General features: G+C 72.4%; 17 protein-coding genes. 3 read left to right on the top strand and 14 right to left on the bottom strand.

All coding sequences use genetic code 11. The features are described from left to right. The first annotated feature begins 8 nt into the window (after positions 1-8). Entirely contained in the window at positions 9-2,885 is a 2,877-nt protein-coding gene (locus ACIQNU_RS17110) for a BTAD domain-containing putative transcriptional regulator (protein WP_401366675.1), read from the top strand. A 31-nt stretch (positions 2,886-2,916) separates the two neighbouring features. Here the strand turns inward: ACIQNU_RS17110 and ACIQNU_RS17105 are convergent, their stop codons facing one another. From ACIQNU_RS17105 to ACIQNU_RS17060, 10 genes are all read right to left on the bottom strand, one after another. Beyond that, positions 2,917-3,801: a 4'-phosphopantetheinyl transferase family protein gene (locus ACIQNU_RS17105; RefSeq protein ID WP_401366673.1), complete on the bottom strand. Its 885-nt coding sequence runs from the start codon at positions 3,799-3,801 to the stop codon at positions 2,917-2,919. Then, a complete protein-coding gene (locus ACIQNU_RS17100) occupies positions 3,707-4,567 on the bottom strand; it encodes a 2-oxo acid dehydrogenase subunit E2 (protein WP_401366671.1) in 861 nt (286 codons plus the stop codon). Before ACIQNU_RS17100 ends, ACIQNU_RS17105 begins: the two co-directional genes overlap by 95 nt. Continuing rightward, entirely contained in the window at positions 4,564-4,881 is a 318-nt protein-coding gene (locus ACIQNU_RS17095) for an acyl carrier protein (RefSeq protein WP_401366670.1), read from the bottom strand. Before ACIQNU_RS17095 ends, ACIQNU_RS17100 begins: the two co-directional genes overlap by 4 nt. Continuing rightward, entirely contained in the window at positions 4,878-5,909 is a 1,032-nt protein-coding gene (locus tag ACIQNU_RS17090) for a 3-oxoacyl-ACP synthase III family protein (RefSeq protein ID WP_401366668.1), read from the bottom strand. Before ACIQNU_RS17090 ends, ACIQNU_RS17095 begins: the two co-directional genes overlap by 4 nt. Continuing rightward, complete coding sequence (locus tag ACIQNU_RS17085; RefSeq protein WP_401366666.1) at positions 5,906-8,977, bottom strand: type I polyketide synthase; 3,072 nt, start codon at positions 8,975-8,977, stop codon at positions 5,906-5,908. Before ACIQNU_RS17085 ends, ACIQNU_RS17090 begins: the two co-directional genes overlap by 4 nt. Continuing rightward, positions 8,977-9,264 carry an acyl carrier protein gene (locus ACIQNU_RS17080; protein WP_401366664.1) on the bottom strand — a complete coding sequence of 96 codons (288 nt, stop codon included), beginning with the start codon at positions 9,262-9,264 and terminating at the stop codon, positions 8,977-8,979. Before ACIQNU_RS17080 ends, ACIQNU_RS17085 begins: the two co-directional genes overlap by 1 nt. A gap of 138 nt (positions 9,265-9,402) precedes the next feature. After that, complete coding sequence (locus tag ACIQNU_RS17075) at positions 9,403-11,190, bottom strand: acyl-CoA dehydrogenase (protein WP_401366662.1); 1,788 nt, start codon at positions 11,188-11,190, stop codon at positions 9,403-9,405. After that, positions 11,184-13,013: an acyl-CoA dehydrogenase family protein gene (locus tag ACIQNU_RS17070; protein WP_401366660.1), complete on the bottom strand. Its 1,830-nt coding sequence runs from the start codon at positions 13,011-13,013 to the stop codon at positions 11,184-11,186. The genes ACIQNU_RS17075 and ACIQNU_RS17070 overlap by 7 nt, the downstream gene beginning before the upstream one ends. 1 nt (position 13,014) lies before the next feature. Then, on the bottom strand, positions 13,015-14,829 hold the full coding sequence (locus tag ACIQNU_RS17065) for a fatty acyl-AMP ligase (protein ID WP_401366658.1): 1,815 nt from the start codon (positions 14,827-14,829) through the stop codon (positions 13,015-13,017). Between the two features lie 173 nt (positions 14,830-15,002). Next, positions 15,003-16,937, bottom strand: a complete 1,935-nt coding sequence (locus ACIQNU_RS17060; protein WP_401366657.1) for an HAD-IIIC family phosphatase — start codon at positions 16,935-16,937, stop codon at positions 15,003-15,005. A gap of 162 nt (positions 16,938-17,099) precedes the next feature. Here ACIQNU_RS17060 and ACIQNU_RS17055 point away from each other — a divergent pair, with 162 nt between their 5' ends. Beyond that, positions 17,100-18,362, top strand: a complete 1,263-nt coding sequence (locus ACIQNU_RS17055; RefSeq protein ID WP_401366655.1) for an FAD-dependent oxidoreductase — start codon at positions 17,100-17,102, stop codon at positions 18,360-18,362. Between the two features lie 202 nt (positions 18,363-18,564). Here the strand turns inward: ACIQNU_RS17055 and ACIQNU_RS17050 are convergent, their stop codons facing one another. The 4 genes from ACIQNU_RS17050 to ACIQNU_RS17035 form a co-directional block, all read right to left on the bottom strand. Then, a complete protein-coding gene (locus ACIQNU_RS17050; protein WP_401366653.1) occupies positions 18,565-19,800 on the bottom strand; it encodes a cytochrome P450 in 1,236 nt (411 codons plus the stop codon). Positions 19,801-19,988: 188 nt separating this feature from the next. After that, the gene (locus tag ACIQNU_RS17045; RefSeq protein WP_401366651.1) at positions 19,989-20,402 is read right to left on the bottom strand and encodes a DUF4260 family protein; all 414 of its coding nucleotides are present in this window, start codon (positions 20,400-20,402) and stop codon (positions 19,989-19,991) included. A 100-nt stretch (positions 20,403-20,502) separates the two neighbouring features. Then, the gene (locus ACIQNU_RS17040; RefSeq protein ID WP_401366649.1) at positions 20,503-21,375 is read right to left on the bottom strand and encodes a thioesterase II family protein; all 873 of its coding nucleotides are present in this window, start codon (positions 21,373-21,375) and stop codon (positions 20,503-20,505) included. A 109-nt stretch (positions 21,376-21,484) separates the two neighbouring features. After that, positions 21,485-22,285, bottom strand: coding sequence for a BTAD domain-containing putative transcriptional regulator (locus ACIQNU_RS17035; RefSeq protein WP_401366648.1), 801 nt, complete (start codon positions 22,283-22,285; stop codon positions 21,485-21,487). Between the two features lie 229 nt (positions 22,286-22,514). Between ACIQNU_RS17035 and ACIQNU_RS17030 the strand changes: the two genes are divergently transcribed. Continuing rightward, positions 22,515-22,802 carry a hypothetical protein gene (locus ACIQNU_RS17030; protein ID WP_401366646.1) on the top strand — a complete coding sequence of 96 codons (288 nt, stop codon included), beginning with the start codon at positions 22,515-22,517 and terminating at the stop codon, positions 22,800-22,802. The last annotated feature ends 13 nt before the right edge of the window (positions 22,803-22,815 follow it).

The following is a 22,815-nucleotide window of genomic DNA, read 5'->3' as shown; positions in this document are numbered from 1 at the left end:
CTGTGCACATGACGCCCCGTGCACCGTCCGCGGCCAAGCCGCGCGCGGTCCTCGCCACCCTGTTGGTGCAGAGCAACACGGTGGTGTCGACCCATGCCCTGATCGACGAGCTGTGGGGCGCGGGACCGCCGCGCACGGCCACCACCACTCTCCAGGTGTACGTGTCCCAACTGCGCAAGGCCCTGCTGGAGGACACCGGCGGGCCGGAGGCGCGTTCGGACGCGGTGCAGCCGCTGGTGACCCGGCCCCCCGGCTATCTGATGCGGGTCCCCCCGGAGGAACTGGACCTGACCGTCTTCGAGTCGCTGCGGGCCGAGGGGCGGGCCGCGTACGGCCGGCGCGAGTACGAGGCCGCCTCGCGGGCGCTGACCGCCGCGCTCGCGCTGTGGACGGGCCGCGCGCTGTCCGGCATCCCGCACGGCCCCTCGCTGGAGACCTCGGCGATCCGTCTGAACGAACTGCGCGCGGAGGTGCTGGAGCAGCGGATCTCCGCCGATCTCCGGCTCGGTCTGCACCAGGAACTGGTCGGTGAGCTGATGGCCCTGGCTCACGAGCATCCGCTGCGTGAGACGCTGCACAGCCACCTGATGGTGGCGCTCTACCGGGCCGGCCGGCAGTCCGACGCCCTTCAGGTCTATCACCGGGCGCGGCGCTCACTCGTGGACGAACTGGGCGTGGAGCCGGGGCCGGTGCTCAGCAGACTTCAGGAGCGTGTGCTCGCGTCCGATCCCTCGCTGGCCTGGCACGGTGAGCCCGAGCGCCGGCTCGTCCGGGTCGGCGGATCCGACAGCGGATCGGACGGCGGATCGGAAGGGCGCCCGGCCGATGGGGCGAACGGTGCGGCCGGTTCAGGCGGATCAGGTGGATCGGCCGGGTCTGGCGCTTCGGCCGGGTCGAGCGCTTCGGTCGACGGGCCCGCAGGGCACGGCCGGGGTGCGGGTCCGACGGTGTGGCTGCCGCCTGCCGTGTCGCACTTCACCGGACGCGCGGAGCAACTCGCCCTCTGTGAACGGGTGTTGACGGGGGATCCGTCCGGTAGGAACAAGGTGCTCGTCCTGTCGGGCCGGGCGGGAGCCGGGAAGACGGCGCTGGCCGTGCGGCTCGCCCACGACGCGGCCGACCGGTTCCCCGACGGGCGCGTTCTGGTGACGTTGCGGGACGCCGGCGGGCGAGCCGTCGAACCGCGGACCGCGATGGCGACGCTGCTGCGGCGACTGACCGGACCGCGGAACGACGGAGCGGGACAGGGGACGGACCCGGGCGCGAATTCCGGCACGGATTCCGGCACCGAGCCACTGCCGCCGTCCGCGACCGAACTGGCGGAACTGCTGCACACCCGCACCCAGGGCCGCAAGCTGCTCGTCATCCTGGACGACGCCGTCTCGGAGGCGCAGGTCCGGCCCGTGCTGTCCGCCCTGCCCGACAGCACGGTGATCCTGACGAGCCGCCATGTGCTGGGCGCGCTGGAGAGCGTGCGGCGCCTGACCCTCGACGTGCTCTCCACGCGCGAGGCCGAGGCGCTGCTCACGGCGTGCGGCGGCCGGCGCATCCAGGACGACCCGGAGGCGGCGGGCGAGATCGTCCGGCTCTGCGGCCGGCTGCCGCTGGCCCTTCGGGTGGCAGCCGCCGGACTCGCGGCCCGCCCGCACTGGACCGCCGCCGGGCTCGCCCAGCGGCTGTACGACGAGCGGACCCGGCTCGACGCGCTCGCACTGGGCGATCTCGACGTACGCAGCACTCTCCTGACCGCGTATCACGACGTGGCCGAGCCGGCCAGGCGCGCCTTCCGGATCCTCGGCCTTGCCGCCCTGCCCGACTTCGCCCCGTGGAGCGCGACCGCGCTGCTCGCCACGGACCCGGCGGAGGCCGAACGGCTCACCGAAGAGCTGGTACAGGCCCATCTCCTGGAGGCGCGGCGGCGGCCGGGACGGCTGGCCCCCGTGCGCTACGCCTTCCACGCCCTGCTGCGCTCGCTGTCCCATGAAGTGCTCGCCGAGGAGTCCCCGCAGGAAGGCCCCGCGGCCGTGGAACGGCTGTGCCGTGCCTTCCTGACCCTGGCCAGGCACGCGGACGCCCGGATGGCACCCGGCAGGGAACGGCTCCCGTACGAGGCCGGCCCTCTGCCCGCCGTCTCCCCCGACGAAGTGGTCGGCAACGCGCCGCTGCGGTGGTTCCAGGAGGAGTCCGCGGGCCTGGCGGAGGCCGTACGCCAGGCCCATGCGGCCGAGTTGTGGAGTCTGTGCAGCGCGTTGGCGTCGGCCACGGCCGGCTACTACGAGGCGGGCGCCCTGTGGGACGAATGGGAGGCGACGCACGACCTCGCCCTTGACGCGGCCCGCCGGTCGGGCGACATCCACGCGGAGGCCGTGATCCTGCGCTCCCTCGGGGACCTGGCCTGGCAGCGCCACCAGACCTCGTCGGCGATCGACCGGTACCGCCTCGCCTGGGACCTGTTCACGCGCCACGGTGACCAGGCGGCGGCCGGGCGCTGTCTGTCCGCGGAGGCCGACGTGCTCCTCGCCCTGGGGGAGGTCGCGCGGGCCGGACGCGCCTACGCACGCGCTCTGTCGGTGAGCCGATTGGCCGACGACGCGCGTGGCGCGGCCGAGTCGCTGCGCGGACTGGCGCTGGTGGCGCAGTGCGACGGGCACCGCGAGGAGGCGCTGGCCCGCTTGGACGAGTGCGAGAGCGCGGCGCGCTCCGCAGGCGACCACCGCTGGACCGAGTACGCGCGGCGCACGGCCTCCGCCCTCCGCATCGCACTGGCGTCGTCGGAACCGCCGAACCAGTCGGCCGCCCCGGCCGTGGCGTCTTCGATCCCGCTCGAAGTCCGCCCCGGGGTCTGGCTCTTCCACCCGTCACGACCGGCCCACCGGGCCGCGTGAGGTCCGCCTGACCGGTGCCGAGGGGCGTCTGCTAGCAGTTCTGCCCCCGGCGCCGGTCAGGCGCTTCCCGCGCCTCCTCGCGCAACGCCGTCAACAGGGCGTCGACGATGCCCGGGTCCAATGCCGTGGCCGCCGCCGGATCCGTCGTACGGCCGAAGCCCGCGTCACCGACGGCGACGCCGAGGGTGTAGTGGCGGGCGAACGACAAGGTGTGGAAGGCCCATGCGCCGACCGTGCCGGGGGTGCCGTCGGGGCGCAGCAGGTCCGTGGGCGCCTCGTCCGGGCTGAAGCCGAAGTCGGTGAAGCGGAACAGCATGCCGAGACCGATGGCCTTGCTGTACGCCTCTTTGAGGGTCCACAGGCGGAGCATGGCGGCGTTGCGTTCCGCGACCGGCATGGCCTCGATCCGCTCCGTCTCGTACGGGGTGCACATGTGCCGGCCCAGGCCGGAGCCGTACAGGACACGGTCGCTGCGCTCCGCGTCGACGCCGATGGCGCCGTCGGTGGCCAGGCCGACGAGCAGCAGGTCGTCGGTGTGGCTGAGGCTGAGGTGCACACCGTCGTAGCCGCGCAGGCAGGGGCGGCCGGTGAGGCCGTAGCCGAGTTCGACGGACTCGGGCGGTACGCCGAGCGCGGCGGCGGCGGCGAACTTCAGCAGGACACGGGAGGCGGCGAACCGGGTACGGACCCTCGGGTGCGTCAGCTCCCGGTAGCGCTCCCAGTCGTGGCCCAGGAGCCGGCGCAGCCGCCGCGTGCCCGCGCCTTCAGGGCGCCAGTCGTCCTGGCGGGCGCAGAGGACGGCGGCGCCGTGCCGGTCCAGGTCAGCGCGTACTCTGCTCCAGTCCTCCGAGGGGCCGGGGATCACGATCGGCTGCCCGAGGCTCGGGCCCGGGGTCCGCTGCCCAGGTGCCGTCATCGAAGGTCTCCATCGTGTGGTGGAGATCGGACAGCACGTCGGCCGCGGTCGCGCCGTCGATCACCCGGTGGTCGAAAGTGAGGCCGAGCCGCATCATGGGGGCGGCCACCACGACGCCGTCGCGGACCACCGCCCGGTCCACGACGCGGCCCGCGCAGAGGGTCACGGCGGTGCCGCCCGCCGAGTGGAAGCCGTCGACGTTCCGGTGGCCGAGCGAGCTGACCGAGACGGTGCCGAACACACCGGCGCGCCGGTGCGGATCGCGCAGCGCCGCGGCGAAGGCGGCTCTGCCGAGCGGGACCGGGAGCCGGCCCAGCATCCGTACGCCCTTGAACTCGGGCAGTTCGGCGGCCTGTTCGCCCCGGTAGCGGTCGATGCGTTCCTGGATCTCGCGCAGGCTCGCGGTCTCCAGCCCTGGCACGAGCGCCGAGAGCACGGTGCGCTCGCCCTCGACGGGCCGGTCCAGGGCGAGTTTGGCGGTCACCCCGTCGAAGCGGACGATCCTCGGGCGGCGCAGCAGTCCCGGCCAGCCGGGGGCCATGACGGCGTTCGCCGCCGGGTGCCGGTCGAGTACCCGCCCGGCCGCGTACAGCAGATAGCCGACGACCGAATAGCGCCGGCCGTTGTCGCGGGCGGCGGCGCGGTGCGCCTGGATGCGGGTCATGTCGACGTCGGTGTCGAGGTGTACGGGCCGCTGGGCCGCCGCCCACTCCAGGAAGTACAGGGTGTGGCGGCGGCGTCGTACGGCGGCGGCGGTGCTGCTCACCCGGTCACCGCCAGCTCGTAGATCTCCTTGAGGCTGCGGGCTTCCAGGACCTTGCCGACCGGGACCTTGCGGCCGATGGCGGGTTCGAGTGCGGTGACGAGCTTGAGGAGGTACAGCGAGTCCCAGTCGGGGAGGTCGTCGAAGTCGGCGGCCACCTCCTCGGGGGCGAGCGGCATCCCGATCTCGTCGTTGACGAGCCGGACGTAGTCGTCGAGGGTGAAGCCGTCCGGGGCGGGAAGGGAGGCGGGGGCTGTGTTTTCGGTGCTGTCGATCCGGTTGGTGCTGTCGATACGGTCGGTGCTGTTGGTGCTCATATCTTCTCCAGGGCGAAGCCGGCCTTGATCCACTTGCTGGACTCGACGGCGACCGCGAGGGCCCGCTCGCCGCCCGACATCCGCTCCAGCAACTTCTCGATCTGCAGGAAGGGCAGGGCGTTTCCGTTGTTGCCGGTGTCCGCGACGCACGAGACGTCCTTCGCGGTCGGCAGGTCCAACTCCTCGGTGATGCGGCGGGTCATCCGCCCTGACAACTGGGGCGGCAGCAGATAGTCGAGCTGGTCGGCCTCCCAGTCGAGTTCACCGAGCATCTCCCAGAGGATCTCGACCGCCATGACGGGCACGGACTCCTCGATGGCCTTGTAGTCCTCGGTGAGGGCCTGCCGGTCGTCGTACCGGTCGGCGAGCCCGAACCACTCGATGACCTGACCCGGCTTGCGGCCAAGCCCTGTGAAGCGGTTGAGGACATGGCGCAGCGCGACGCCCTGTCCGCGCGGCTCGTCGGTGAGGACGGCCGCGCCCGCTCCGTCGCCGAACAGGACGTAGTTGACAAGGTCGCCGGGGGCCGCGCCGGACACGTCGCGCTGGAGGTCGAGGTGTTTGCTGCACACGTCGCCGCCGATGACGAGACCGGTGCGGTACTGGCCGGACGCGATCATCGCCTGGGCGACGCCGAGTGCCTGTACGGCGCCCGCGCAGCCGGACTGGAGCTGGAAGGTGGGGACCTGGTCCAGACCGAGCTGGTCGGCGACATGGTTGACGGTGGCGGGCATCAGGGTGTCCGGAGTGGCCGTGCCGAGGACGATGAACTCGATCTCGGACGCGTCGACACCGGGTGCGGCGAGCGCCCGTTCGGCGGCCTGGGCGCACAGGTCGGCGAGCGACCAGCGCACGACGCCGGTGCCGAGGTCGCGGGCGAAGTACCGCGTCCTGGTGCCGATGAAGACCTCGATCCACTCCTCGTTGATGCCGAGGACCTTGGACAGGGTGGCGTTGTCGACCGGGTCGCCGGGCAGGGCGGTGCCGATGGAGGCGAGATAGCTGGTCGCGGTGGTCGCAGTGGTCATGCCGTCCTCTCTTCTTCCCTGAGCGCCCGGTCCTCGCCGATGTCGCCGAAGTTCGCGGGGCCGGGCACTGTCGCGCCGAGTTCGCGCAGGAAGGCGACGAGGTCGCCGACCGAGGAGAGCCGGGGCAGCAGGTCCTGGACCGTCAGGGTGCCGATGCCGGCGAGCCGGGACTCCAGCCGGTTCTTGAGTTCCATGATCATGACGGAGTCGAAGCCGAGATCCTCGTAGAGCCGGTCGTGCGGGCCGATCGCGGCGTCGGTGTAACCGCCGACCAGCCGGACGGCGCCGAGAACGGCGTCCGCGACCGGGTCCGCCGGGCCGCCGGGCCGGTCCAGGGTGAGGACGGAGGCGGGCGCGGACTCCGGCGCGGACTCCTCGGCCCGGTGCCCCGCCGTCGCCGGGGCGTGCGGCGGCGCGGCGACCGTTCCCGGACCCCGCACCGGATTCCGCGCCCAGTAGCGGTGTTCCGTCGAGAAGGCGTACGGCGGCAGCGGATGCGCGACCCGTTCCTCGGGTGCGTACGCGGCGTCCCAGTCCGGTTCGACGCCGCCCCGGTACAGCTCGGCCAGGGCGTCGGCGAGGGCGCGCCCCCCGGATTCGGGGCCGCGTACCGGCAGGACATGTGCCGGGGCCGTGGAATCGGCGGGCTGGTCGAGGCGCCGTACCATCCCGGAGAGCACCGGCTGAGGGCCGATCTCCACCAGGTGGGTCGGGCCGTCGGCGAGCAGCGCGGCGGCGGCGTCACCGAACAGCACCGTGGCACCGATGTGTTCGACCCAGTACGCGGCGTCCATCGCCTCGCCGTCGAGCACCCGTCCCCGTACCGTCGAGTACAGCGGGATCTCGGGCACTCCCCCGCCGACCTCGGTGGCGATCTTGGCAAAGCGGGCCAGTACGGGCCGCATCAGCGGCGAGTGGAAGGCGTGCGAGACCTGGAGTCTGCGGGTGGTGAGTCCCGCCTCCGCTATCTCGGCGCCGATCCGCTCCAGGGCCTCCAGGTCACCGGAGAGCACCGTGGACGCGGGGCCGTTGACCGCGGCGACGCCGACCAGGGGTTCCCGTTCGATCCGTGGGGCCAGGTCCGCCCGTGCGGCGCGGACCGACACCATGCCGCCGCCTGCGGGGAGTTGCTGCATGAGGGCGCCACGGGCGGCGACCAGCCGGGCGGCGCCGTCCAGCGGGAGCGCGCGGGCCAGGACGGCGGCGGCGAACTCGCCGACGCTGTGGCCGAGGAGCATGCCCGGGTGCACGCCGAGTTCCGTCAGGGTCCGCCCGAGGGCGTAGCCGACGGCGAACAATGCGGGCTGCGTCCACCGGGTGCTGTGGACCGCCTCGTCGCCGCCGAGGACAAGGTCGCGTACGGACCGCTCGGTGTGCGGCAGCAGCGCGGTGTCGGCCTCGTCGAGGAAGTGGCGGTACAGCGCGGACTGTTCGTACAGCGCTGCGGTCATCCTCGGGTACTGCGCGCCCTGCCCGGTGAACAGGAACGCGGTACGGGGCCGTCCGGCGGGCCGGCCGGAGAGCCGGGCCAGCAGTTCGGGGTCGGCGGCCGACTCGCGCAGCCGGGCGACGAGTTCTCCGGTGTCGCCGGCGGCGGTCGCGAAGCGGTGGCGGTGTCCGGCCTTGACGCGGTTGCTCGCCCTGGCGAGCGGGCCCAGCGGTACCCGGCGGGCCGCCGCCGCGTCGGCCTGGGCCAGCAGGTTGCGGCGCAACGCGTCGGCGTTCGGTGCGGTGAGGGTGAAGACGGCGGCGCCGATACCGCCCGGCGTGGCGTCGTCCGCCGGTTCGGGACGGGCGGCGCGGCCGGGTGCGGACTCCAGGACGGCGTGGGCGTTGGTGCCGCCCATGCCGAAGCTGCTGAGTCCGGCGACGGTGGGGCCCGCGGGCAGCCGCAGGGGTGCCTTGAGGAGCCGCAGCCCGTGGTCGCGGAGCTTGAGCTGTCTGCTCTCCTTGGCCGCGAAGCGGCTCGCGGGGACCGTCCGGTGGTGCAGGGACAGGGCGACCTTGATCAGCCCCGCGATGCCGGCGGCGCCCTCGGTGTGGCCGAGGTTGCCCTTGACCGAGCCGAGCGCCATGGGCTTGCCGCGGCCGGCGTGGTGGTGGCCGAGCGCCTTGACCTCCATCATGTCGCCGAGCCCGGTGCCGGTGCCGTGGGCCTCGGTGAAGACCACGTCGGACGGCTCCACTCCGGCTCTGCGGTAGGCGGCGCCGAGCACGTCCTGCTGGGCCCAGCGGTTGGGCGCGGTCAGCCCGTTGCTGCGGCCGTCCTGGTTGACGGCGATGCCCCTGATAACGGCGTACACACGCTGGCCGTCGGCGAGGGCGTCCCGCAGTCTGCGCAGGACGACCACGCCGACGCCCTCGCCGCGGCCGATGCCGTTCGCCTCGGCGCTGAAGGGCTTGCAGCGTCCGTCGGGGGCGGAGAGCCCGGCCTGCGTGTAGAAGATGGACAGCGCCGGGGTGAGGGCCACGTTGACACCGCCGACGAGCGCGGTGTCGCACTCCTCGGAGAGCAGGGCGTTCACCGCGAGATGCGCGGCGACCAGCGAGGACGAGCAGGCGGTGTCGACGGCGAGGCTGGGGCCCTTGAGGTCGAGATGGTACGAGATCCGGTTGGCCGTCATGCAGTAGCCGTTGCCCGAGCCCATCTGGGCGGTGACGTTCGCGTAGTCGGTGAGGTGGAGCTGCGCCCACTCGTTGCCCATGATGCCGACGTAGACCCCGGTCCGAGTTCCGGCGAGGCTTCGGGGGGCGGTTCCCGCGTCCTCGACCGCCCGCCACGCGGACTGGAGCAGCAGCCGCTGCTGGGGGTCCATGGCGGCGGCTTCGCGCGGCGAGACGGTGAAGAACTCGTTGTCGAAGGCGTCCGGGTCGGCGATGAAGCCGCCCTCGGTGGTGTTGGTGTGTCCTTCTTCGCCGGCCTCCGAGTGGAACTCCTTGGCGTCCCAGCGCTGCCGGGGCACCTCGCCCACCCCGTCCGCGCCACGCATCAGCAGGTCCCAGTAGGCGCCGGTGTCGGGCGCCCCCGGGAATCTGCAGTCGATGCCGACGATGGCCACGGGTTCCATCAAGCGCCGCCGCCCTGTGCGGTGTCCGCGGCCAGCTCCTCCACGAGGTGGCCGGCGAGCGCGTGCACGGTCGGGTAGTCCCAGGCCACCGTCGGCTCCATCACGAGGTCGAAGGCGTCCTCGATGTCTCCGCAGAGGCTGAGGGCGGCGACGGAGTCGAGGCCGTACTCCGCGAGGGGCACGTCCGGGTCGATCTCGGCGGGCCGCCGCTTCAGGTAGAGGGCGATGCGCTCGGCCAACCACGTGGTCAGAGACTCGGTGGTGTGTCCGGTGGTCGGAACGGGCATGGTGCACTCCTCGGCGGGGATGGGGGTTCCCCCTGCTCAAGCGGGAGCGAGAGCTTGGGGAGGTGGTCGCTTGCTGTCGTGCCGGCGTCCGGCGGCCGTCCCGGACGGCGGGGTCCGGGTGCGGCCGGCGGGTGTCCGTCAGCCGGCGAGCGGGGTGTCGTACAGGTCGTAGCTGCCGCGCGCGTGGAACCTGCGCAGGACTTCCTCGTGCATCCGGGCGTCCACGGACGCCGGGAGTTCGGCGGGCCGCCGGCCGAGCCGCCGGACCAGCCGGTGCAGGGCGGCGGCGAGCCAGGCGGGGTCGGCGAGGAACGTGTCACCGCCGTCGCGGGCGGCCTGCTGCCGGACGCCGATCGCCGAGGCCGCCGCGAGCAGGACGGCGTACCGGTCGGCGAGGGCGAAGGCGGCGGGCCGGGCGAGCGCCGTCCGGTCCTCGGGGGCGAGCGCGCGGCTCGCCTTCTGGACCTGCCGCAACTCGTCGACCAAGTGCAGCACCAGCTCGTGGACGGCCCGCTCGTCGGGTGCGGCGCCGGGCGGTTCGTCCGCCGCCGCGACCAGCGTGGCGGTGAGCGCGTCCCGTCCGCTCGCCAGCGTGAGCCGGTCGTAGGCGAGGTCCGGCAGGTCCGCGCGCGGCCGGAAGAGGTCGGCGGGTGCCGGTTCGTCGCTGAACCAGGAGCGGCGGGCGAGCCGGGACAACTGGGGGATGATCGTGGCCTGGCAGGCCGCGGAGCCTGCGTGGCCGAGGCTGAGCACCGGCAGGTCACGGATGTGCTTCTGGAAGATGCCGTACTCGCCGTCACGGAGGTAGAAGCGGGCGCCGAGCACGATGGAGAGTTCGTGCAGGGTGTCGGTGAGCAGCTTCGGTACGAGGTACTTGGTGGCGGCGGCCAGGGCGCTGGTCTGCTCGGGCAGCAGGTGCACCGCCCGGGTCGCGGCCAGGGAGAGGCTGTCGCAGGTCAGGAGATCGCTGAAGGCTCCGGACAGGGTGCCTCTGGCGTGCGGGAGGTCCATGACGGACTTGCGGTAGAGCCGTCGGCCCAGCGCGAAGCGTACGACGGTCCGCAGGGCCGTGTCGGCGGTGCCGACCGCCATGCCGGGGAGCGCGGCCCTGGTGATCTGGAAGGCGCGCAGGGCGGTTTCGACTCCCCCGCCGGGCACGCCGACGAGGGCCGACGCTGGCACGGGTGTGCCGTCGAACCGGAGTCCGGACAGATGGCAGCCGCGTACGCCGACGGCGTTGTAGCGGGGCAGTACCTGCCAGGTGTCCGTGTCGAGCCCTTCGCGCTCGGCGAGGAACACGGAGTGGCTGCGGCTGCCCGGTGCGGAGTCGGTGCGGCCGAACAGCACCCACGCGTCGGCGCGGTCGGCGTTGTTGATGACCTGTTTGGCGCCGTGCAGCAGATATCCGCCGCCCTCGGCGGGGCGGGCCTCGAACTCGTTGCGGACGAAGTCGTTGCCGTGGGCGAGTTCGTGGTAGGCGACGGACACCTTGCCGCCGCCGGTGAGGATCCGCGCGAGGCGTGCGCGCTGCGCGGCGTCGCCGGAGGTCCACACGTTGACGCCGGCCATGAAGGAGGTCACGCCGTAGCCGAGACCGAGGGCGACATCGCGGCGGAACACCTGCCGCATGACCCGTACGAGGGTGTCGAGGCGTTCCAGTCGGCCGCCTTCGGCGCGGGGCACGAAGTCGGCGCCGAGCCGGAGTTCGTCGAGGGCGCGTTCGCCGGCCTCCGGGAGTTCGCCCGCCTCGTCCGCCGCGATGAGCCGGGCGTAGGACAGTTCGTTGCTCTCGTCGGTGGGGTCGCCGAACCGCCGGTCCAGTTCCGCCACCCGTGCGGCGGCCCGCGCTTCCTGTCCCGGTGCCCCCTGGGCGTTCCGGGCGGCGGTCGCCGGGTGCGTGTCCTGGGACTCTGTGCCGATCAGCATGGCGTCCTCTCACTCTCGCCGGCGACCGCACCGGGCGTCGCGGGCTGCCGCTCGGGGACCCGCTGCGGCAGCAGCGAGAACAGCCGTCCCGATGAGCGGGCCGTCCGCAGGGCGCCGAGCAGTTCTTCGTAGGTGTCCGGGCCGGCCGCCGCGGGTTCACCGAGGCGGACCAGGAGCCGGTCGAGTGCGGTGTGCAGCCACAGGCCGTCGCGCCACAGCTCCCCGGTGCCGGGGTCGTCCCGGACGTGGTCGGTGCTGTGCGTCCACAGGCCGAGGCAGGCCGCTCCCGCCCAGCACAGGGTGTAGCGGCGGGCGACCTCGAAGGCGGCGGGCGGGACCTCGGCGAGCACGCCCTGGTACTCCTCCATCTCGGCGTGCACGGCGGTGGTGACGTCGAGCAGCCGCCGCGCGGCCCCGGCCACCGGGCCGAGCGCGGGGTTCAGTTCCGCGCGCCGGTCGATCTCCTCGACGCAGGCGGCGAGGCCCGCGACGACGCCGCTGCCGTGCCGGGCGACCAGCGACAGACGCGTGGGGTCCAGGGGCGGCAGCGGGGTACTGAGGTCGCAGGCGGCGGCACCGCCCGCCGTGTCGCCGGTACCGCGCCGGAAGCCGCGGGCCAGCGAACGGAACTGGTTGATCAGGGAGTTGAGGTTGACCAGGGTGTTGCCGTCGAAGAGTCCGACGATGCGGTGGTCGCGCTCGACCTTCTGGAACCGGCCGTCGGCGTGGACGTCCTTGAGGAACGCGCGGGCGCCGAGCACCCCGGTCAGATCGGCGAGCACCTGGTCGGTGCCGGTGGGCAGCAGGTACTTGGTGACGGCCGAGATGACGCTGAGCTCCGCCGTCTGGGTCTGTACGGCGCGGGCGGCGACCAGGGCGACCGCCTCGTGCAGCAGTACGTCGGCGGCGGCGCCGGCCACCACGTGCCGGGCCTGCGGAAGGTCGATCAGCCGCCGGCCGTACAGTTCGCGCTCCTCGGCGAAGTCCAGGGCGAGCCGCAGCCCGTGGTCCCCGGCGCCGAGCGACAGCGCCGCGCACATGGTGCGGGTGAGCTGGAGCGCCTTCAGCACGATCTCCAGGCCGGCGCCCTCGGCACCGACGAGGGCACCGCGCGGCACCCGGGCACCGTCGAAGGCGATCCCGGAGATGTCGGCGCCACGGATGCCGTGGGTACGGATCTTCGGGAGATGGCGGTAGGTGTCCGCGTCGAGTTCGCGCTTGTCGACGAGGAGGACGCTGAAGCCGCGCGGGCCCCCGTCCGGGCGGGTGCGGGTCAGCAGCGACAGGACCGAGCCGCGGGTCGCGTTGTTGATCAGCCACTTCTCACCGCTGACCAGCCAGTGGCCCGGGGCGTCCGCCACTTGTTCGTCCGTGGCGTCGGTGTCACCGGTGTCATCGGTGCGTACCTCTCCGGCGAGCAGGTCGCTGCCGTGGGCGCGTTCGGTGAGTCCCAGGGCGACCGGGACGCCGGCCATGATGTCGGCGCCGAGCCGGGCGCCCTGCTCCGCGGAGCCCGCCACCCATACGGAGACCCCGCCGAGGTAGGTCTTGCCGTGGCCGATGGCGCAGGTCAGATCGCGGCGGGCGACGGCGCGGACGAGCTGGAGCACCTGCTCGTAGTCGCGCAGCCTGCCGCCGTGCTCGACGGGTACGTACTGGTCGGGCAGGCCCCACTCCTGGAAGCGGTGGCAGATGTCGGCGGGGAACTCCTCCTTGTCGTCGAGTTCCGCGCAGCGTGCGTACGAGAAGACCTCGTCGGGGTCGCCGGGGTCGCCGAGGAAGCGGTCGAACTCCTCCGCGAGCCGGTAGGGCGGGTGTTCCACGTCAGACCACCGATTCCAGGGGTTCGGCGGCGTCGCCGGTGTCGGTGGCGTCGCCCGCCGGGGCGGTCGTGATCAGTTCACGGACGGCCGGCTCCAGGACCTCGTACAGCGTGGTGATCCCGCCCTCCAGGAAGAGCTTGCGCATCAGGGTCCGCTGGATCTTGCCGCTGGTGGTCTTGCGGACGGTGCCGGGGCGTACCAGCAGAATGTTGCCGGCGGGGATGCTGAACTCCTTGCTGATGAAGCTCTGGACGCCGGAGGCGACGGTGTGCAGGTCGGTGGAGACGCTGCCGGGGCGGATCTCCTGGACGGCCACCAGATGCTCGCGGTCGGTCTCGACGGCGAAGACGGCGCCGGCGCCGTTGCCGAAGGCCTTGTCCGTGGACTGGACGGCGCGTTCGACGTCCTGCGGGTAGAGGTTGCGGCCCGCGAGGATGACCATCTCCTTGAGGCGCCCTGTGACGTAGAGCTGTCCGTCCTGGAGTACGCCCATGTCGCCGGTGCGGAGCCAGCCGCCGCCGTCGGTTCCGTCCGCGGCGTCGGAGAGCGCCGCGTCGAAGATCTCCTTGTTGGTCTCCGGCCGCTTCCAGTAGCCGGAGGACACGCTGTCGCCCTTCAGCCAGATCTCGCCGACGTGTCCGCCGGGCTTCTCGGCACGGGTCTCCGGGTCGGCGATGCGGATCTCGAAGTCCCGTGCGATCCCGCTGCTGACGAGGGAGCGGGTGGGCTGGTCCGCGCGCGGGTCGGCCAGTTCGCCCTGTTCCAGGGCCTCGGCGTCGACGTCGAGTACGCGGGGGGCGGCGCCGCGCGGGATGCCGGAGACCAGCAGGGTCGTCTCGGCCATGCCGTAGCAGGGGAAGAACGCCTCGGGGCGGAATCCGGCGGGCGCGAAGCGCTCGGTGAAGGCGCGGAACGTCTCGGCCCTGACCGGTTCGGCGCCGTTGCAGGCGGTCGTCCAGGTGGACAGGTCGAGCGTCTCCAGCTGGGCGTCGGTGACCCTGCGCACGCACAGGTCGTACGCGAAGTTGGGTCCGCCGCCGGTCGTGACGCCGTAGTCACCGATCATCTTCAGCCAGCGGACGGGGCGCTTGAGGAAGGTGAAGGGTGCCATCAGGACGGTGGGGATGCCGAGGTAGATCGGGTGGAGGATGTGCCCGATCAGGCCCATGTCGTGGTAGAAGGGCAGCCAGCCGCCGCACACCGACTCGGGCCCTGTGCCGATCGACCGCTGGATCGCCGCCTCGTTGGCGAGCAGATTGCGGTGCGAGACGACGACGCCCTTGGGGTCGCTGGTCGAGCCGGAGGTGTACTGGAGGAAGGCCAGGCTCTCCGGTGTGAGGGAGGGCGCGTGCCAGGCGCCCGCTTCGCCCTGGGCGGGATCGTCGGTGGCCAGGCACGGCACGTCGGTGAAGCCCTCGGCGGCCAGCCAGGCGGAGATCTCCGGGGCATTGGCCGAGTCGGTGAGCACGGCGCACGCCTCGGCGTCGCGCAGAATGCCGGACACCCGGGAGAAGTGCTGGCCCTGCTCGGTGGGCAGCGGTCCGGGGACGGCCACGGCACCGGCGTACAGGCAGGCAATGAACGCCTTGATGAAGTCGAGGCCCGCCGGGTAGAGCAGGAGGACCTGGCGGTTCGCGGCTTTCCGCTCCTGGAGCCAGGAGGCGATCCTGCGGGCTTCCTGGTCGAGCCCGGTGTAGGTGAGGTGCTGCGGCACCGAGCCGCGGGCGTCGTCGGGCAGGAAGACGAAGGCATCCGCGGCGCTGCGGGCTTCGGTGTGCTCCAGAACCAGTTCCGTGAAGGTCCGGAAGTTCGTCAACGTCTTTCTCCGACCTCTCCGAGTTCCGCTGGCGTGGCGCCACGGGTTGCTCTGACATCACGATCGTCGTCCGGGGCGCTAAGGAGACGCTTGTGCGTTCCAGGCACCTGGGAGGCGCGGCCGGGGTGGGTCCCGGGCGCGACCCGGGCGCGGCCCCAAGTGCACGGCTCAGGTCATCCGGTGCCGCCGCGTATGGCCGCGTCGAGGGTCACGTGCCCGGGGACGCCGGGCAGTTGGGTGAGCGGGTGCCGGAACTCGACCGTGCCGTCCGCCGATTCGTCGCCCTGCTCGAAGCCGAGCGACGGGTAGAAGCCGCGCATCTTGTGGTTCTTGGCGGTGGGCCGGTAGCTCGCGCGGACCTCGGCCGCGCCCGCGCCCACGGCGTGCTCCAGGAGCGCGGCGATGGTGGCCTGCTCGATACCGCGGGCGAAGACCCGGCAGCTCAGCAGCATGTTGTCGATGCGCAGGGCCTCGTCCTCGCGGTGCGCGAAGAGGGCGCCGACGACGCCGTTGTCGCCGAAGCGGTCGCGGGAGCGTACGGCCAGCACCAGGTGGTCCGGTGAGTCGAGCCGTTCGCGGACGTCGGGTGCCTGGAGCCGGCGGGTGGTGAGGTTGAACTGGTTGGTGCGCAGGGTGATCTGGGCGACCCTGACCACCTCGTGGTCGCGTACCGGGGCGACCTCGACCCGTACGTCGAGGGCCCGCAGGTACTCCTCCATCGAGCCGGTGGCCTGCTGGAGGTCCTGCCGCTCCGCCTCCTGCCGGTACTGCACGGCGCGGCCACGGTCCTCGGTGGTCAGTTCCCGTACGTCGAACCAGCCGTCGGCGAGCAGCCGGTCGATGTGCAGCGCCGGTTCCTCGTCGAGCCCGATCAGGGCGACCTCGGGGAGGGTGGCGGCGACGAGGCCGCGTTCGAAGGGCGAGTCGTCCGCGAAGACGAAGCTGTCGGTGCCGAGGTTGAGCCGGGCGGCGAGGGCGCGGATGTTGCCGTCCTTGGGCTCCCAGTCGGCGCTGATCCGCACGAAGTCGGCCTCGCGGAGGGTCATGTCGGGGTGGTCGCGGAGCACGTCGAGGACCGGTTCGCGGTCGTTCTTGCTGCACACCGCGAGGAGGACGCCCTGGCCCGCGATCTGCTTGACCACGCGCTGGAACCGGCCGAAGGCCTCACCGCGATAGGTGGTGGCGGCGGCGATGCCGTCGGGTCCGTCGTCGCCGAGGATGCCGTCCCAGAGGGTGTTGTCGAGGTCGAGGACGAGGACCTTCTTCGCCCGGCCGCGCAGCGTCCGCAGCAGATGTCCCGCGTGGCGCGCGTACCTGGCGAGCACCTCGTCGCCCAGGTGCACCTTGGCGTAGGCGGCGAGCCGCGGGTCGCGGACCGGTCCGCCATCGGCGATCAGCGGCTCCAGGTCGACGACGTGCAGCCGCGGGTGCGCGGCGGCCAGGCGCAGCAGACCGGTGTTGAACTCCCGCCAGACAATGGAGAGTTCGGTGCGGGACCGGTGATCGACCAGCTGCTGCGTGTGCTGGGTGAGCAGCGGCAGCGTGTTGAGTACGAGGGTGCCGGTGCCGTGTTCGTCGTAGCGGGCGGCGAGTGCGTCGAGGAGTTCGAGGGTGCCGGCGGCGGTCCTGGCGACGTCCTCCGTCCCCCAGGGCAGCGGCAGTTCGTCGAAGACGATCTGGGCGTCGAGCAGGCAGAGGGCGAGTTCGGTGCCGGGCGCGTACAGGTCGCTGCCGGTGTCCTGCAGGTCGCGCCGCCATGCGTCGTGGTCGCCGACGCGCGGGCGCAGCGGGATGCCGTGGCGGGCGAACTCGGCGGTGAGCGGCGCGGTCAGCCCGTCGATGGTGCCGTGTCCCGTGACGGCGACGGTGGCGGGTACGAAGCCGGGGTGCCGCTGCGCGATGTCGTCGGGCGCGACCTTGGCGAGCAGTCGGCCCGCGCGGGACAACTGGGCGAACCCGTCGTCCTGCTGGGCGAGTTCGGCGAGCAGTCCTGGCACCACCGGGTAGTCGGCGGCGAGCCGCCGCTCGCCGTGCAGCGCGCGCAGCCGGTCGAGTGGGGCGGCGGGGGCGGTGCGCTCCGGGTCGGACGTCGTCACTGCTGTGCTCACGTTCGGTTCGCCTCTCTGCGGGGGCGGGCAGGCGCTTGCGAGCTTGTGCCCGGACCCTAAAGACGGGCTTGCGCCACGCGTCCCGCGCGCCACCCGCAAGAGCTGCTTTAGCCGGACTGCGGACCATCGGCGGAGGATGCCCCTTTCTGAAAGGCAGCGACGATGACGACAACTGAGCTGACCGCGGACGTGTGTGTGGTCGGAGGAGGCCCGGCGGGACTCACACTGGCCGTCGAACTCGCCAAGCGTTCGGTCTCGGTCGTGGTCCTGGAGCAGAGCGGTCACTTCGACCGGTCGTTCCGGGGCGAGTCGGTCTCCCCCGACTCGGTGTGGCTCCTCGACAAGCTGGGTGTCCTCGGCCGGCTGGACGGCGCCTACCAGCAGATGCACCGCATGGAGATCATCGACTCCGGCAGCACGGTGTTGCGCGCCGACTTCCGCCGCTTCCCCTTCCCGCACCCCTACCCGGTGGAGCTGCCCCAGCCGGCGCTGCTGGCCGCCCTCACGGACCTCGGGCAGGAGGAACACGCGGACCACTTCACCCTGGTGCGCCGGGCGACGGCCACCCGGCTGCTGCGCGCGGACGGCGAGAGCGGTCCGGTCACGGGCGTGGTGGCGCGCACCCCGGAGGGGGAGCTGACGGTGCGGGCGGCGCTCACGGTGGCGGCGGACGGCCGGTTCAGCAAGGTCCGTGAGATGTCGGGCCTGCCGTACACGAAGCTGCCGCTGGACCGTGACGTGGTGTGGCTGAAGCTGCCGTTCCCTGCCGAGTGGGACGACCGTACGTATCGCATCCGGATCCGCGGCGACCAGCACGGGCTGTTCATCCCGACCCACCCGGACAGTGTGCGCGTCGGCTTCAACATCCCCAAGGGCGGGCTCAAGGAGCTGCGCGCGCAGGGGCTGCCCGCGCTGTACGAGCGGCTGGACCGGCTCGCTCCCGAGCTGGCCGATTCGGTGCGCGGTGAGATCCGTGCCTGGTCCGACACCTCGATGCTGGACATCTTCACCACGCTGGTGCCGCGCTGGTCCATGCCGGGCCTGGTCCTGATCGGCGACGCGGCACACACGCTCACGCCGATACTCGGGCAGGGCGTCAACCACGCGATCATCGACGCGGTGACGCTGGCGCCGCTGGTGCGCGAGGCGATCGACGCGGGCGGCGGCGAGGCCGCGCTGCTGCGGGCGGGTACGGAGTTCCAGCGGGTGCGCGAGGGTTCGGTCGCCACCTCGCGCGGTCTGCAGTTGCGGCAGGAGCGGCTGTTCGCCCTGCACGGCGCCGGCGGTGTCGTCCGCCGCTCGCTGTACCGGGTGGTCGACCGCAGCCAGAAGCTGAAGGAACGGGTGCTGGGGGGCGCGTACTTCCAGCTCCAGAAGCCGGGGCCGCACGTCGTGGAGGCGCAGTCCCCCGCCACCCGGGTGTGAGCCGTGCGTCCGCGCGACCGGACCGGGACGGTACGGGTCGGCGGACGGCAGGAGGCCCCGGCCCGCACCGGATCGTGCGGGCCGGGGCCTTTCCTGTGCGCCCACCCCGGCACACCACGTCGTACCGGGGGAACATGGGTGCCGGGGCGGGCCGTACGGGACCGTCAGCCGCTTCAGCAGGTGACGGGCGGCCGGGTGCGGGTCACCAGGTGACCGGCAGCCGGGTCAGGCCGTGCACCATCATCCCGGTCGTCAGCTCCAGGGCGTCGACGTCCTCCGCGAGCCGCAGACCGGGGAAGCGGTTGAGCAGCGAGGAGACGACGATCTGCAGTTCGGCCCTGGCCAGCGCGGCGCCGACACAGAAGTGGGGGCCGTGGCCGAACGCGACGTGGTGGATCGCCTCGGGCCGGGTCGGGTCGAACTCGTCCGCCTCCGCGCCGGGGAAACGTGAGGGGTCCTGGTTGGCCGAGCAGACCGCCGCCAGGACCGCGCTGCCCTGCGGGATGAGGGTGCCGCCGACCTCGACGTCCTCCAGGGTGATCCGCAGCGGGCCGCCGTCACCGATCGGGTTGACGCGCAGCAGCTCCTCGATGGCGTGGTCGATCATCTCGGGGTGTTCGCGCAGCGTGGCCATGTGCTCGGGGTGGCGCAGCAGGGTCAGGACGATCTTGCCGATCATGCTGACGGTCGTCTCGTGGCCGGCGACGAGGATGGTCGCCGCCATGACGATCAGCTCGAACTCGTTGAGGGCGCCCTCTTCGTCGTGGGCGGTGACGAGCGCCCCCATCAGGTCGTCCGTCGGCTCTTCGCGCTTCTGCTTGACGAGCGCCCCCAGGTACCCGATCATCTCCTGGCGCTGGGCGGCCATGTCCTCGGCGGTGTGCGCGGTCAGCGAGACGAAGGCGTCCGACCACTCGCGGAAGCGGTCGCGGTCCTCGAAGGGCACACCGAGCAGTTCGCAGATCACCATCACGGGCAGCGGGAAGGCCAGCGCCGTGTTGAGGTCGACCGGGCCTTCGAGCTTCTCCATGTCGTCCAGGAGCCCGTCGGTCAGCTCCTGGATGCGGGGGCGCATGTTCTGCACACGGCGGGCCGTGAACTCGCGCGAGACGAGCCTGCGCAGCCGGGTGTGCTGGGGCGGGTCCGTGGTGAACAGGCTGCCCGGCACGGGAGGCGTGGCGGTGAGCTGGGGTGCGTCCGGCGAGATGGTGGCGGCCCGGCTGAACCTGGCGTCGGCGAGCACGGTGCGGACATCGTCGTAGCGGGTGACCACATAGCCCTCGTCGCCGCTGGGCAGCCGGACGTGGGCGACGGGGCACTTGGCCCGCAACTCCTCGTAGACAGGAGGTACTTCGACGGCGGAAGGGCGGTGGAACGGGTAGTCCAGTTGCGGTTGACCGGTCTCGGGGCCGCCGTGCGTCGTGTCCGTCGTGTCCATGCGTTTCCTCCGGCAACAGGTGCTCAGCGGTTACTTGTCTGCGGTGGTTCGAGTGACCGACGCGCGGCGCTGAGGCGCGGTCGGGGACCTGGACGAGCCTCGCAGCGAGGGCTTGCGCGGCACCAAAGCGCCCGCGAGACCCTGTGCGGGCGCCGCCGGGCCCCCTGCCGTCAGTGGCACATCCTGCGTCAGCGCTGCCAGCCGTCGGCGGTGCGCAGGCCGTATCCAAGGGCGCGGTCGGCGGCGATGTGGACCAGCCAGGCGAGACCGAAGTTGAACACGGGGACGGCGATCGCCGAGGAGTCGGGCACCAGGCAGGCGGCCATGACGACGAGGGCCACGACGGGCCGGTGCAGCAGGTTGTAGAGGGGAACGGCCCTGCGGGGCAGTCGGCCGTGCTGGTGCGGGCCGGACATGCCGGCGAGGAACGACAGGTCGGGTGCGATGAATCCGGCGACCGCCGCGACGATCACCCATCCGCCGTACTTCGCCGCCTCGAACACCGCCCAGATCAGCAGGAGGACGGCCAGCAGCCCCCAGACGGCGCGGACCTGCCGTGAGGCCGAACTCCTGGTGGCGCCTTCCGTGGCGTCGTGTGTCACGGGACTTGTTTCCTTTCGCGGGGGAAGGTAGAGACTCGCGGGCGGACGGAACGCCCCCATGAGTGCGACATGACAGGGGAACGACCGGAACGTGAGATTCTCACGACCCCACCGTTGCGCCGACGGTGCCTGCCGGTCGCACTCCCCCGCGCTCCGTACCGTGTCCACCGCGCTCCATACCGCATCCGCCCCGCTCCGCCGCGTACCCGCCCCGCTCCCTGGCGTATCGGCGTGTCAGGGAGGCGAGTTCACGCAGGAAGGCGTCCTCGTCCGTGCGGATGAAGAAGTGCCCGCCGGGCATCGACCGCACCTCGCAGCCGCTCCCGGCGTGCCGCCGCCAGGAGAACACCTCGGACACGGAGACGAGTTGGTCGCCGCGTCCGGCGAACAGGTGGAGCGGTACGCGCAGCGGTTCGGTGGGTGCGGCGGTGCTGCCGAGGCACAGCCGGAGATCGTCGCGGGCCACCGGAAGCAACGCGGACAGGAACTCGGGGTGGTCGAGCAGCGTCTCCGGGATGCCGCCGAGTGCGACCAGTCCGGCGACGAGTTCCTCGTCACCGGCGTCCGGGTCGGCGATCGGCGGGGCCGGCAGGTGCGGGGCGCGGTAGGCGCTCAGCACGAGTGCACGGGGCAGGGCCGCGCCGCGTGACTGCCGCCGCCGGGCGAGTGAGTACGCGAGGAGCGCACCCATGCTGTGTCCGTAGAAGATGTGGGGTTCGGCCAGCTCCTCGTCGAGCTGTGCGTCCATGTCGTCGACGAGGGCGTCCAGATCGGTGAACCTGGGCTCACCGAACCGCTCCTCGCGGCCGGGCAGTTGTACGGGCATCACCCGTACTCCGGCTCCCTGGGCGTCGAGGCCGCGCTGCCATCGCCGGTACGCCGAGGCGCCGCCGCCCGCGTACGGGAAGCAGAACAGCCGTGTCGCAGGGTCCGGTTCGTGGCCCGGACGCCGCCGGGACAGGTATCGGGTCATGTCGCTCCGTCTCGGTTCCGTCCCAGGGACGAGGGGCCGGCCGGGTCCGCGGTGCGTCCACGGGGGTGGGCAGACCCGGCCGACGCGGCGCTCACGCTGCCCGGGACCGCTAAAGGGCCGCCAAACTCAGCGCGGTGAGGTCGAGCTTGGGATCGGCGGCCAGAATCGCCCGGTGCAGCTTCTGGACGCGCGTAGAAGGTTCGATGCCCAGTTCCTGGACAGTCGACGCGCGTAGCTTTCGAAAAACTTCGAGCGCCTGCCACGAGCGTCCACCTCGGTAGAGCGCCAGCATCAGCAGCCCGTGCAGGCTCTCCTGGAGCGGGAAACGCTCGGTGAGCACGAGGAGTTCGCCGATCACTTCGGCGTGTTTGCCGAGCCGGAGGTCCGCGGTGATCCGCCCTTCCAGCGCGGACCTCCGTGCCTCCTCAAGGCGCAGCAGCTCGACGCGGAGCGCGGGTCCGATGCGTACGTCGGCGAGGACCGGCCCGCGCCACATGGCGAGCGCGTCACCCAGCAGCTTCGAAGCGGTCTCGTCGTCACCGGCGGCCAGGGCCCGCAGTCCGCGGCCGGTGAGCTGCTGGAAGAGGTCGGCCTCCATGACGGGCGCGGGCATGTGCAGCGCGTACCCGGCGTAGCTGCGGCTCAGGACCTCTTTCGGCGCACACGCGTGCTCCGGTCCCAGGGCGACGGCGATGGCGCGGCGCAGTTGCTTGACGTAGGTCTGCACCACACCCGCGGGCCCGCTGGGGGGACTGGAGTCCCACAGCTCCTCCGTCAGCGTCGTCACGTTGACGTCCCAGCCCGCGTTGACCGCCAGCAGCGCGAGAAGCTGCCGCCGTTTGGCCGCGCTCGGCACCACGGACGTGCCGTCGATGCTCACCACGAGCGGCCCGAGAACTCCGATCTCCATGCCACTGCTCCTTCCGCCTGCTGGAACCCTGACACGTTGTCGGCTACAAGGACACTTAGCCGATCATGGATCCGGCCGGTAATCCGTCTGCCCCGGGGTGTGAATTTTTCATGGTCACGGCCTGCCGCGACGCGCTTTAAGCGACGCTTCAGGGCGGGCGGCGACCATGTACGCCGACGGGGCCGGCCGCTGGACGGCCCCGGGTCCGACGGAGAGATCGAGGAGCGGCATGGGGCTGAGATTCTGGCTCGGCAGGGCCGGCGCCGGCGCGTTGAACCTGCTCATCCAGCTCGGTGCCTTCACCGTCGGGCCGCTGCCCGGTGTCCACTACCCCGACCCCACGACGCAGGAGCTGTGGCCACCAGGACGCGCGCAGGGCCGACGCGGGAACACCGGCCGGCCCCGCGGCCTCCCCGCCGGCCACCCGGAGCAGCACTGCTCGACCCCGCCGAGCCGGGTCGAACAGGAGCTGTGGGCAGGGCTCGGCATCGACGTCAAACGGGACTCGGCGCGCTGACCGCCGACGGGTG

The organism is Streptomyces sp. NPDC091292, from assembly GCF_044757265.1.
GTDB lineage: Bacteria > Actinomycetota > Actinomycetes > Streptomycetales > Streptomycetaceae > Streptomyces.
This window is presented reverse-complemented; position numbering and strand designations above follow the sequence as displayed.